Consider the following 11632-nt stretch of genomic DNA (forward strand, 5'->3'; position numbering starts at 1 on the left):
CCTATTCCCCTATCCTTACTTAGGTAGCCAACCGGCACTCAAGACTACTGTTAAACCCATAAAAATAACTGTCAGCGCCCAGGTGACTCTATTCAAGGTGTTTTCTGCGCTTTTGGTGCTGCTAAATAACTGGGCTTGTCCACCAATGGCTCCAATACCATCACCTTTGGGGCTGTGTAGCAACACTAAGATAATCAAACCAACGGCGGAAAGTGCCCAAATACCTTGCACAATATTAGTAGCTGTCATGGTAGCAATCTCATTTATAAAAAGTTTCAAAACAGAGCAGTCAAAAGTTATGAGTTGGGAGTTGAAAAATCCTTAATTTTTAACTCCTAACTCCTAACTTGATTTACATCCCAGCTTGCACGGGAGTGCGAGTACGTTGTACATCATAAGCTGCTGGATTGAGGAGCGATCGCCCCGTCATTTCTGGCGGTTGGGGCAATTGTAAAATATCCAGAAGCGTGGGAGCAATGTCAGCTAGCTTGCCATCGCTTCGCAGTTCGACATTTGTACCATGTCCAGGAATTTTTACTTTCTCTCCTTCCACCAAAATCAAGGGAACTGGATTGGTGGTATGAGCCGTCCAGGGATTACCCCCTTCATCTAGCATATACTCAGCATTGCCGTGGTCGGCAGTAATTATTGCTGTACCTCCGGCTTTGGTGATACTGGTGAGTAGGCGACCCAAACAGCGATCAACTGTTTCAATCCCTGTAACTGTGGCTTCTATTTGACCAGTATGCCCCACCATGTCTGGATTGGCATAATTAATGACTACCAGAGAGTAGATGCCTTTTTGAATAGCTGCGATCGCTACATCTGTGACTGCTTCTGCTGACATGGCTGGAGCTTTATCGTAAGTCGCTACCATTGGACTACTTACGAGTTCTCGGTCTTCTCCAGCAAAAGGTTCTTCCAAACCACCATTAAAGAAATAGGTGACGTGGGCATATTTTTCGGTTTCGGCGGTGCGAAACTGCTTTAGACCGTGATTGGCAATTACTTCTCCCAGAATATTACTCAAATTCTGTGGTTCAAAAGCTACAGCCACTGATAAGTCTGAATCGTACTGAGTAAAGGTCGCAAACGACAGCGGGGTGATTTGCTGTCTTTCAAAGCCTGTAAATTTAGGACTCACAAAAGCCTGAGTCAGCTGTCTAGCGCGATCAGGGCGGAAGTTGAAAAATATCACCCCATCACCTGGTTCTACTGCACCAGGAGCAATTCGGACTGGGGCAATAAATTCATCCTTCACTCCTTCGGCGTAAGACGCTTCTAAGATTTCTATAGCTTGGCGATTATCAACTGCACCATCTTGCGTGATCACGTCATAAGCACGTTTGACCCGATCCCACCGATGATCACGATCCATCGCGTAGTAACGACCGCTGAGGGTGGCGATACGTCCAATTCCTATATTCTTTATGTAGTCTTGCAGGGATTGGATGGCTTTTATGCCCTCGGTGGGTGCGGTGTCACGACCATCAGTAATCGCATGAATACAAACTTCTGAAATTTGCTGTTCTTTGGCTAAGTCCAGTAGTCCGAATAGATGGGTGATATGCGAGTGTACGCCTCCCTCAGAACAAAGCCCTATGAGATGTAACTTGCCATTTTGAGAGCGTACTTCCTGGCAAATTTTGACCAGTGCGGGGTTTTTGAGAATAGAACCATCTTCGACCGCATCGGAAATGCGGACTAATTCTTGCGGTACTACTCGCCCAGCGCCAATGTTCAAATGGCCAACTTCTGAGTTACCCATCTGACCCTCTGGCAACCCTACGGCTTTTCCTGATGTGCGGATGAGAGTATGAGGATAAGCCGCCCATAAGCTTTCCATGATTGGAGTCTTAGCAGCAATAATGGCGTTTCCTCGCTTTTCCTCGCAGTAGCCCCATCCGTCTAAAATGACTAGCACCACAGGAGCAACAGGTGCTTTGGTCATAGTAAAATTGCCCTTTACTTTTTGTAATACCCGAATGATACCACTGCTAATCACCGCTGCAAGTGAATTTCTGCTTATTAACTTATTTTATGAATTACTTTATAGTTTTCTTAGTTTTTTCTTAATCTTAGTAAATTTTATGTGTATTTTTATGATGCTTAAATTATTGGTTAGTTAGTAGTAGTGTTTAAACACTACTACTAACTAAGTCGATCACTTCTTTTTTGCAGAAGATTTGGCAGATTTAGCAGCTTTTTTAGCTGCTTTCTCGGCAGCTATTGCCGCTAATTTAGCCTGTTCTTTTTCTTCAGCAATTTTTTCCAGGTAGTAATGATAATCGCCCAAGTAGACGCGGAATTCGCCATCACGGATTTCTACAATTTTGTTGGCTACCTGAGAGATAAAATATCGATCGTGGGAAACTACAATTGCCGTGCCATCATAGTTTTGCAGGGATTCTTCCAACATTTCTTTTGCTGGAATGTCTAGGTGATTTGTCGGCTCATCTAAAATTAGCAAATTTGCTGGACGTAAAAGCATTTTTGCCAAGGCCAGTCGGGCTTTTTCTCCTCCACTCAATGCTCCCACTGGTTTAAATACAGTGTCACCAGTAAATAAAAACCGTCCTAAAAGCGTTCGGACTTCTTGATTATCCCAATCGGGAACTTCGTCATGGATAGTTTCCATGACTGTTTTCTTCAAGTCTAAAGCTTCAGCTTGATTTTGTTCAAAGTAACCAGGGATGACGTTGTGATCGCCTAATTGAACGCTACCTTCGGTGGGTGGTTCCATACCCATAATCACACGCAAAAGCGTAGATTTACCCGCACCGTTGGGGCCAAGAAAAGCTATGCGATCGCCTCTTTCAATTAGAAGACTGGTTCCTAAAAATAAAATTTTATCATCGTAGATATGAGTTAAATCTTTAATCTCTACAACTTCTCTGCCACTCCGGGGTGCAGGAGGAAAGCGGAAGTGTAGGGTTTTAACTCCAGCAATTGGTGCTTCAATTCGCTCAACTTTGTCTAGCTGCTTTTCCCGGCTTTTTGCTTGGGTGCTGCGAGTTGCACTGGCGCGGAATCTGTCAACAAATGCTTGTTGTTTATCTAGTTCTTTTTGCTGGCGTTCGTAGGCGCTAAGCTGTGCTAATTGACTTTCAGCTTTTTGTTGCAAGTATGCCGAGTAGTTACCAAGGTAAGTAGTAGAAACACCACGTTCAGTTTCTACAATCTGGGTACAGAGACGGTCAAGAAATTCTCGGTCATGGGAGACTATAACCATTGGCGTAGTCAACCCCTTGAGGTAATTTTCTAACCACTCAATGGTTTCTAAATCTAGGTGGTTTGTTGGTTCATCCAGCAGCAAGACATCGGGTTTTTGCAGAAGGATTTTACCCAAACTCATCCGCATTTGCCAACCACCAGAGAAAGCGCTGACGAGGCGATCGCCATCTTCAGAGTCAAACCCCATTTCCGGTAAAATTTTTCCAATACGTGCGTCTAAACCATAGCCATCCAAAGCTTCAAACTGACGCTGCAAGCGATCCAATTTATCAATCAGTTTATCTAGTTCTTCTGGCGTAGCCGTTTCCATTTCTTGCTGCACATGGGTTAGAGACATCTGTACTTGGTTAGCTTCTTGAAAGACTGTCCAAAATTCTTCTCTAACGGTGCGACTGGGATCAACTTCAAACTCTTGGTTGAGGTAGGCTATGTGCAAACTAGCGGGACGAATGATTTCGCCGGCTGTGGGTTCAATTTCTCCAGTGATAATCTTTAACTGGGTGGATTTTCCTGCACCATTGACACCGACTAAGCCAATGCGATCGCCTGGTTTGACTTCCCAGTTGATATCTTTGAGAACCTCGCCTGTGGGATAAATCTTACTGATATGTTCGAGTCGCAGCATCAAGTTTCTCTCAGGTAGGGAATGGGTAGTTAAGGACGAAGTATTAACACCGCTTCCAATATTAACAAAAATTAACTCAAGATTCTGTTTTTTCGCACTATTAATCTTCACTCTGAGAGTGCTGTTGTGCAGCCTGCCTTACTTCCTCTACACTCAAATCTAAAGCCTCCGCTATCTGCTCTACATTCAATCCGGCTGATAACATTGGTAGGACTGCTTTTAACTTACCTAGCCGTTCACCTTCTTCCTGACCTTCCTGAAAGGCTTCTTGATAAACTCGCGTTTGCTTTAACTCGCTTAATCCAAACATTGCTTCTATCTCCTTTCTGCTCATTTGAGGCAATTTATAAACAAAGATTGTCTCTGATTAATTGTAATAATTGCTGTTGTTGCAGTTGTGAATTGATTTCTTGTTTGGTTCTGTTTATCAACTCTCTACCTTGGGCGATCGCAGTATCTTCAGTGGCAATTATTAATTTAATGGTAGCGATACCAATTGGTAGAGATGTAGATTCACCTAATTCATCTAGATAAATTCGTCTGACTCGCTGACTAGTAAAGAACTCACGATAATGTTTAATATCTCCTGTATCTAAACTCTTGGTTGGATATAAAACTACAGCATTCCAATCATTTTGGGGTTTATTTTGCCTGAGATATAAACATATTTCTGCAAACAGTCGTGAATAAATTTCGCCGTCTGTTTGAAATTGTACTTCGACAAAGTAAATTGGATTTTCAGTAGTTTGTACAGGTAGAAATACACCATCGATTCTGAAGGCTGTTTGCTTAACTTCAACTGATGAAAATTGGTAAATGTTAGCTTCTTCAGGAGAATTGCCAATGAGTTCAAAGAAGATATTAGGGAAATCTTGAAATAGGCGATAAAAGATGCTGTCTATTTTCATGAATATTGGAGTTTTAACACAGAGGGACGCTAAAGTAAGCGCAGAGTATTGCAGAGGTTGCAGAAGACTTTAGGCGTTTTGGGTACTTTCTCAGTGTCCTCTGTGACTCTGCGGTTCGCTATATTAGATTAACTAGCCTTCGCCTCATCCCCAAACGCTTCAGCAACAGCAGTAGCAGTCAATCTATCAGTCGCAGCTTTGTCACCCCTTCAGCCGCCTCATTCAAAGCGAATTTAATTATTATCATTATTTCAGTGAAATGGCGAATTTACTTTACACAGCATTAGAAAACCGCCTGTCTGTGTTGAAAGCAACACTACAACAAGCGGTTTACCACGGCTTTTAACAACAAATATTTAGTTAGTACTAGAACTTGCTAACTCTGCTAAACGTTCCTGCTGGTCTTGAGAGATGCAAGATTGAATAACCGTCTCTAAATCGCCTTCCAGAACAGGATTGAGGGAATAGTTTTGACCTAAACGGTGGTCAGTAACGCGGTTATCTTTATAGTTATAGGTGCGGATTTTTTCCGATCGCGATCCTGTACCAACCTGCGATCGCCGCATGGAAGTTACCTCTTCTTGTTGTTCACGTAACTTCATTTCGTACAGTTTCGCCCGCAGGATTTGCATTGCCCGTTCTTTGTTTTGCAACTGGCTACGTTCTTCTGTACAGAAAATTCGTATTCCTGTCGGCTTGTGGAATAAGTCAGCGGCTGTTTCTACCTTGTTGACGTTTTGTCCGCCAGCACCACCAGAACGAGCCGTACTCATTTCAATATCTTTCGGGTCAATATGAATTTCTACGTCATCCACCTCTGGCATAATCGCCACTGTAGCAGTGGAGGTGTGAACTCTTCCACCAGCTTCAGTTGCAGGTACACGCTGCACACGATGTACCCCAGCTTCAAACTTTAGCTGGCTGTAAACGTTGTCACCTTTAATTTCTAGAATGACCTCTTTCCAACCACCCATGTCTCCTAGAGATTCGCTCACCAAGGAAACTTTCCAGCCTTGAGTTTGGGCATAGCGCGTGTACATCCGCATCAAATCGCCAGCCCAAATACTCGCTTCATCCCCACCAGTACCAGCGCGAATTTCCAACATGATGTTTTTGTCATCATTGGGGTCGCGGGGTAGTAGTAAGACTTTCAAGCGACTCTCTAAATATTCTATTTTTTCCTCTAATTCATTTACTTCCAGTGCCGCCATTTCTTGCAACTCTGGGTCACTCGCAGATTCTTTATAGACCTGACGCGCTCCGATCAAATCTTCTTGGGCTGTTTTCCAAGTTTCATAAGTATCAACTACTTCTTCCAAAGAAGAGCGAGACTTAGCAATTTGTTGATACTCATCAGGATTGCTAGCAGTATCGGGGTCGCCAAGGCGACGCGTTAATTCATTAAAGGTTTGTTCAACGGATTTTAGTTTGCCCAGTAAGTATGATTCAGCCATGACAAGTGCGATCGCTCCTTAAAATAACAAATTGGCTCAAGCATTAAATGACAATCGACCCAGCAGGCGCAGGGTCGTCGTTAACAGCAGAGCCAACCCGCTACTTTTTGGTTTGGTCGTCACCAGAGGTTTGAGTGCTGGACATACCGTATTTGCGAAGGAAGCGCTCAACTCGACCCTCGGTGTCAATAATTTTTTGAGTACCTGTGTAAAATGGGTGATTTCCCGACCAAACATCTACGTGTAGTTCTGGCTTGGTGGAGCCAACGGTCATTACAACTTGACCGTTACAGTAAACTTTAGCGTCCGGATACCACTTGGGATGAATATCAGATTTAGCCATTGTTCTTTGTGTGGTGAATCTATATAAATTATAACTTTCAGCTTTTAAGCGAATTGAGGCATTAGGGAGTGGGAATAATTTCCTCTATACCCCATGCCCGATGCGCCATACCCAATGCCCTAACGCTTAGAGTACTGAGGCGCTTTCCGAGCTTTGTGCAAACCATATTTTTTCCGTTCTTTTGCACGGGGATCGCGTGTGAGATAACCTTCAGTTTTCAAAGGTGGACGGTTGTCTGGGTCTAGTTGGCATAAAGCACGAGCAACTCCCAAACGAACAGAATCAGCCTGTCCGGTTAAGCCGCCGCCTTCTGCTTTCACCAAAATGTCATATTCGTTTTCTAGTCCCAGAGTTTCCAGCGGCCCTTTAATCACTCCCAAATAATTGGCATTAAATTGGAAGTATAAATCTCCAGGTTTGCCATTAACAATTAGCTTACCTTCACCAGGAACCAAGCGTACCCGCGCTACTGCGGACTTACGGCGGCCAGTACCCCAGTAAACGGCGCGACCGCTATTGGTATCTACTGCTTGCATTAATTTTCTTCTCCAGGAATTGTATTAATTTTTAATTCTTGAGGTTTTTGAGCATCATGGGGATGAGTAGGCCCAGCATAGACTTTCAGTTTAGTAAACAATTGTTTACCCAAGCTATTTTTAGGCAGCATACCTTTAACAGCTTTTTCTAAAATTCGTTCTGGTAGGCGCTGTTGCAATTTGGCAAAAGTTTCAGTTTTCATGCCACCAGGACGACCTGAATGACGATGATAAAGCTTTTGGGTGCGTTTCTTGCCTGTAACTGCTACTTTCTCAGCATTAACTACAATTACAAAATCACCTGTGTCTAAGTGAGGAGTGAATTCGGCTTTCTTTTTGCCTCTCAGAATTTGAGCAATTTCGCTGGCTAAGCGGCCAAGGCGTTGGTCAGTAGCATCTACTAAGTACCAGTCACGCTCAATAGATTTTTGAGGAGGAAGGTATGTTTTACTCATTTTTTCTTTGTCAGTTGTCAGTTGTTAGTGGTTAGTTGTCAGTTGCTAATGACTAATGACCAACTTTGGTAAAGTGTCGTACCAAATCTCTTTTGGAAAGGGGAAATCAGGATATCCGACTCGTAACAAGCATAAACCTTGTGGAGGTGCGGCATGTTTCACTTCTTGCCGACGTTGCTCTTTCCAGAGTTCGGTAAAGTTAGCAAGTGTCCGCTGCCCAGAGCCGACTTGCGCCAACATCCCTACCAACAGCCGTACCATGCCATACAAAAATCCATCTGCCTGTATTTCAATATGGATAAATGGCCCACTGCGAATACACTCTACTGCTTGTACCTCTACCCAGGAGTGCGATCGCTTTGATCCTGCGCGGTGAAAAGCAGCTAAATGATGCTTTCCCAACAGAGGTTTCAGAGCAGCTTGGATTAAGGATTCATCCAGGGGTGCATAATAATAATGCCAACTGAAGGATTTCACGAACAAGTTCGGTCGATCTTCAGTGTATATTGTGTAGCGATAACGTCGATAGGCTGCACTAAAACGAGCGTGCCAACGTTGATCTACACTAGCTGAAGCCCTTATTAATATATCTTGAGGCAGATAGCTGTTAAGAATTGTTGCCCACTTGTGAGCTGGAATTAAACCTGTAGCTTCAAAATGGGCGACTTGAGCAGCGGCATGAACCCCGGAATCGGTTCGCCCGGCACCGTGTAAGGTTACATGATGACCAAGAATTTTAGCGATCGCTGTTTCTATCTCTTCTTGGACTGTACGCTGCTGTTTTTGTCGTTGCCAGCCATGAAAATGAGTGCCCAGGTACTGAATGACCAAGGCTACTCTATAAGTTGGTGTGGGCTGGTGGCTTTCTAACATAAAATCTACATCAAGACTGAAGTGTGAAGTATGAGGTATAAAATTTTCATCCTTTGTCCTTCATCCTTCATCCTTCTTAGACCAGTTCAATTATTGCCATTTCAGCATTGTCACCTCGACGAGGCACAGTATGCAGAATACGGGTGTAACCTCCTTGGCGGCTACCATACCGAGTAGGAGCTTGCTCAAACAGAGCGTGAACTAGTTGTTTGTCATAGATGTAGCCTAGAGCTTCGCGGCGTGCTGCCAAGGAGCCATCTTTAGCCAGGGTAATCATTTTGTCAACTTTGCTCCGTACCACTTTAGCTCGAATTAAAGTGGTGGTGATTCGACCATGACGGATCAGTTCGGTGGAGAGCGATCGCAACAGGGCGCGGCGCTGGTCAGCTGGTTTACTGAGTTTTTTAACTCGACAACGGTGACGCATAATAATGCACTATGTATTATTAAAGGTTTTGGCTTAGGCGTGTTTAGATCCTCTTTCTTGCGGCAGGGTAATGCCTAAGCGTCGCTGTAAAGCTTCAACTACCTCTTCCGCTGATTTTTGACCGAAATTTTTAATTTCTAACAGGTCTTCTTGGGTATAGTCCAACAAATCGGCTACGGAGTTTACTTGCGCTCGTTTGAGACAGTTGTAAGCTCGCACCGAAAGTTGTAATTCTTCGATGGGAATCTGAGCTGTTGGATCATCTGGAATATCAGCCCCTGTATCTGTTGGTTCTAGTGAAATATCTTTCAACGGGTTGAATAGATCTACTAGAATCCCAGCGGCTGAAGATAGCGCTTCTTGGGGAGATACACTGCCATTTGTCCAAACTTCTAACAGCAATCTGTCTTTGGTAATCGAGCCATCCCCACGGGCTTCTTCAACGCTATAGTTAACTTTCCGCACCGGCATAAATACCGAGTCAATTTGGAGAAAGTCCAAAGAAGTGGCTTCTTCACGCCCTCTTTCTACGGTGCGATATCCTTTACCTTTCTCGATCCGAAATTCCATTTCCAGTTTGCCCCCCTCTGCTAGGGTAGCTACATACTGGGTAGGATCGATGACTTCTACTTCACTTGGTAAATCAAAATGGGCCACAGTGACTGTTGCTGGGCCATTTACGAGTAATCGGCCAATCTGGGGTTGTGAAGAATAGCTTTTAAGGATAACTTCCTTCATTTTCATGAGGATTTCCAGTACATCTTCTCGCACGCCCGAAACTGTAGCAAACTCGTGTGTAACGCCTGCAATCCGCACTGCTGTAACTGCTGTCCCCTCTAGATTGGACAATAATACCCGCCGTAGCGCGTTGCCAACCGTGGTTCCTTGACCACGCTCTAGAGGTTCCAGAACAAATTTACTATAATGGCTCCGACTTTCCTCTGTATTAGACTCTACACATTCAATTTGAAACTGCGCCACGGAGTAGCCTCCCTTGTTTTAAGGTGCTGCTAGCAGGCAAATCTATTGCCTCTCGAAATTTACTTTATTGTCTTGAAGCTTAATTTAGGTGTCAAACCACTAACATGCTTTGGCAAGAGAGGTTGAAGCCCTTTTCAGCCTGTAGACAATTATCATAATTTGGGTGATCTGAAATTTAGCAGCCCTCTATAAAAGAAGATCTGACATGTTTCTGATCGCCCAAGCCGTCAGAAGTTCTTTAGCGCTCACCCTGCTTGGTAATTTAGAGAACAAACGCTCAAGCAGTAATTGCAGGTGACTTCTCTTTGCTTAGACCTTTCGCCCCCAACCGCCCAATAGGTTTGCTCTAAACTCGGCGGCGCTTGGGTGGGCGGCAACCATTGTGAGGAATTGGGGTAATATCTCGAATGAGTGTAATTTCCAGCCCTGCTCCTTGAAGTGCCCGGATAGCAGTTTCTCTACCTGCTCCTGGGCCACTGACCATCACCTCAATTTGGCGCATTCCTTGGTCAATAGCCCGGCGTGCTGCGCTTTCAGCAGCAGTCTGGGCTGCAAAAGGAGTTCCCTTTTTTGCACCTTTAAAACCGCTAGAACCAGCGCTTGCCCACGAAATAACATCTCCATTTTGATCAGTAATGGTGACAATGCTATTGTTGAAAGTAGACTGGATGTAGGCCATCCCATTTGGGACGTTCCGTTTTTGCTTTTTGCTCCCGCTTTTTTTAGTTGGTTGTCTCGCCATGTTTGTTTAGTTAATCTAAAGGTGAAACTTGCTTTGATGAACAAGCGATGAAATTTATTTACCTGGAGCCTTTTTCTTCCCAGCAACGGTCTGCCTTCTCCCGCGACGGGTTCTAGCATTGGTACGAGTTCTTTGACCTCTAACTGGCAAGCCCATGCGATGACGGCGACCTCTATAGGAACCAATATCAACCAAACGCTTGATATTCATCGCCTCCAAGCGCCGCAAGTCCCCTTCAACTTGATAGTTGCTTTCTATTTCTCCTCGCAGGGCGGCTACATCGGCATCACTTAAGTCTTTAACGCGGATGTCTGGGTTTACACCTGTGGTCGCTAAAATTTCTAGCGATCTTGATAATCCAATTCCGTAGATGTAAGTCAGACCAATCTCGATTCGCTTATCGCGTGGAAGGTCTACTCCGGCAATACGTGCCACAATCAATGTCTCCCTATTGTTCTCGCAATTGCTGTTTAAAAAACGCGATTAGTTGCGTTTGTACTTTTTGGGTGGTTATGTGTATCACACCTGACTCTCAGATTCTTGAGAGTACTATCCTTGACGTTGCTTGTGCTTGGGATTCACACAAATCACCATGACGCGACCACGACGTTTGATCACGTTACACTTTTCACAAATTTTTTTGACTGAGGCTCTAACTTTCATGCCTTTTGTAATTGACTCCAAATAGTAAATTATAGCATTTTTAGGGAAATTAATTCAGCTAATTAACTGGCTAACAGCCAAAAAAATGGTTTTATGGTAAACTTTTCTGCATATACTTACTTCTTCCGGAGCCGATAAGTGATTCTACCTTTTGTTAGGTCATAGGGCGTTAATTCTACTTTGACGCGATCGCCAGGTAAAATCTTGATGTAGTTGCGGCGAATCTTACCAGAAATATGTGCTAGGACGTTAAAGCCGTTATCCAAGTCAACACGAAACATAGCATTAGGCAAGGACTCTGTTACCGTTCCTTCCATTTCAATCAGATCTTGCTTAGACAATTTGGTTTTTCCTCAACTCAACAATTTTCTGTTCAGTTGCAGCAAGTTAC

General features: G+C 44.0%; 14 protein-coding genes and 1 pseudogene. All 15 read right to left on the reverse strand.

Annotated features, from left to right (window positions below; translation table 11 throughout):
* Window positions 1-15: 15 nt before the first annotated feature.
* Window positions 16-249 (reverse strand): preprotein translocase subunit SecG, encoded by a 234-nt coding sequence (gene secG / locus I8751_RS25805; protein WP_214441943.1) that lies wholly within the window; start codon window positions 247-249, stop codon window positions 16-18.
* A gap of 103 nt (window positions 250-352) precedes the next feature.
* The gene (gpmI, locus tag I8751_RS25810) at window positions 353-1951 is read right to left on the reverse strand and encodes a 2,3-bisphosphoglycerate-independent phosphoglycerate mutase (RefSeq protein ID WP_214441944.1); all 1599 of its coding nucleotides are present in this window, start codon (window positions 1949-1951) and stop codon (window positions 353-355) included.
* A 213-nt stretch (window positions 1952-2164) separates the two neighbouring features.
* Window positions 2165-3859 carry an ABC-F family ATP-binding cassette domain-containing protein gene (locus I8751_RS25815; RefSeq protein WP_214441945.1) on the reverse strand — a complete coding sequence of 565 codons (1695 nt, stop codon included), beginning with the start codon at window positions 3857-3859 and terminating at the stop codon, window positions 2165-2167.
* A 100-nt stretch (window positions 3860-3959) separates the two neighbouring features.
* Window positions 3960-4767 (reverse strand): annotated as a pseudogene (locus I8751_RS25820) (Rpn family recombination-promoting nuclease/putative transposase).
* Window positions 4768-5123: 356 nt separating this feature from the next.
* Window positions 5124-6221, reverse strand: coding sequence for a peptide chain release factor 1 (gene prfA / locus I8751_RS25825; protein WP_214441946.1), 1098 nt, complete (start codon window positions 6219-6221; stop codon window positions 5124-5126).
* Window positions 6222-6321: 100 nt separating this feature from the next.
* Window positions 6322-6564: a 50S ribosomal protein L31 gene (gene rpmE / locus I8751_RS25830; RefSeq protein ID WP_214441947.1), complete on the reverse strand. Its 243-nt coding sequence runs from the start codon at window positions 6562-6564 to the stop codon at window positions 6322-6324.
* A 119-nt stretch (window positions 6565-6683) separates the two neighbouring features.
* Entirely contained in the window at window positions 6684-7100 is a 417-nt protein-coding gene (gene rpsI / locus I8751_RS25835) for a 30S ribosomal protein S9 (RefSeq protein WP_214441948.1), read from the reverse strand.
* A complete protein-coding gene (rplM, locus tag I8751_RS25840) occupies window positions 7100-7555 on the reverse strand; it encodes a 50S ribosomal protein L13 (RefSeq protein ID WP_214441949.1) in 456 nt (151 codons plus the stop codon). The genes rpsI and rplM overlap by 1 nt, the downstream gene beginning before the upstream one ends.
* Window positions 7556-7600: 45 nt before the next feature.
* Entirely contained in the window at window positions 7601-8428 is an 828-nt protein-coding gene (gene truA, locus I8751_RS25845) for a tRNA pseudouridine(38-40) synthase TruA (RefSeq protein ID WP_214441950.1), read from the reverse strand.
* Window positions 8429-8504: 76 nt separating this feature from the next.
* Window positions 8505-8855, reverse strand: coding sequence for a 50S ribosomal protein L17 (gene rplQ, locus I8751_RS25850; protein ID WP_214441951.1), 351 nt, complete (start codon window positions 8853-8855; stop codon window positions 8505-8507).
* Window positions 8856-8888: 33 nt separating this feature from the next.
* Complete coding sequence (locus I8751_RS25855) at window positions 8889-9836, reverse strand: DNA-directed RNA polymerase subunit alpha (protein ID WP_214441952.1); 948 nt, start codon at window positions 9834-9836, stop codon at window positions 8889-8891.
* A 346-nt stretch (window positions 9837-10182) separates the two neighbouring features.
* On the reverse strand, window positions 10183-10578 hold the full coding sequence (gene rpsK / locus I8751_RS25860; RefSeq protein ID WP_010998331.1) for a 30S ribosomal protein S11: 396 nt from the start codon (window positions 10576-10578) through the stop codon (window positions 10183-10185).
* Window positions 10579-10632: 54 nt separating this feature from the next.
* Window positions 10633-11013: a 30S ribosomal protein S13 gene (gene rpsM, locus I8751_RS25865; protein WP_214441953.1), complete on the reverse strand. Its 381-nt coding sequence runs from the start codon at window positions 11011-11013 to the stop codon at window positions 10633-10635.
* A 114-nt stretch (window positions 11014-11127) separates the two neighbouring features.
* A complete protein-coding gene (gene rpmJ / locus I8751_RS25870) occupies window positions 11128-11241 on the reverse strand; it encodes a 50S ribosomal protein L36 (RefSeq protein WP_015129703.1) in 114 nt (37 codons plus the stop codon).
* 116 nt (window positions 11242-11357) lie between these two features.
* On the reverse strand, window positions 11358-11582 hold the full coding sequence (gene infA, locus I8751_RS25875) for a translation initiation factor IF-1 (protein ID WP_006276978.1): 225 nt from the start codon (window positions 11580-11582) through the stop codon (window positions 11358-11360).
* Window positions 11583-11632: the final 50 nt, after the last annotated feature.

Source organism: Atlanticothrix silvestris CENA357 (assembly GCF_016056295.1).
GTDB classification, from domain to species: Bacteria; Cyanobacteriota; Cyanobacteriia; order Cyanobacteriales; family Nostocaceae; genus Atlanticothrix; species Atlanticothrix silvestris.

Coding starts and splice junctions, on each gene's coding strand:
- gpmI (WP_214441944.1), bottom strand. CDS start 1,951: ATGACCAAAGCACCTGTTGCTCCTGTGGTGCTAGTCATTTTAGACGGA.
- rplM (WP_214441949.1), bottom strand. CDS start 7,555: ATGAGTAAAACATACCTTCCTCCTCAAAAATCTATTGAGCGTGACTGG.
- rpmJ (WP_015129703.1), bottom strand. CDS start 11,241: ATGAAAGTTAGAGCCTCAGTCAAAAAAATTTGTGAAAAGTGTAACGTG.
- secG (WP_214441943.1), bottom strand. CDS start 249: ATGACAGCTACTAATATTGTGCAAGGTATTTGGGCACTTTCCGCCGTT.
- rpsI (WP_214441948.1), bottom strand. CDS start 7,100: ATGCAAGCAGTAGATACCAATAGCGGTCGCGCCGTTTACTGGGGTACT.
- I8751_RS25815 (WP_214441945.1), bottom strand. CDS start 3,859: ATGCTGCGACTCGAACATATCAGTAAGATTTATCCCACAGGCGAGGTT.
- rpmE (WP_214441947.1), bottom strand. CDS start 6,564: ATGGCTAAATCTGATATTCATCCCAAGTGGTATCCGGACGCTAAAGTT.
- rpsK (WP_010998331.1), bottom strand. CDS start 10,578: ATGGCGAGACAACCAACTAAAAAAAGCGGGAGCAAAAAGCAAAAACGG.
- prfA (WP_214441946.1), bottom strand. CDS start 6,221: ATGGCTGAATCATACTTACTGGGCAAACTAAAATCCGTTGAACAAACC.
- truA (WP_214441950.1), bottom strand. CDS start 8,428: ATGTTAGAAAGCCACCAGCCCACACCAACTTATAGAGTAGCCTTGGTC.
- rplQ (WP_214441951.1), bottom strand. CDS start 8,855: ATGCGTCACCGTTGTCGAGTTAAAAAACTCAGTAAACCAGCTGACCAG.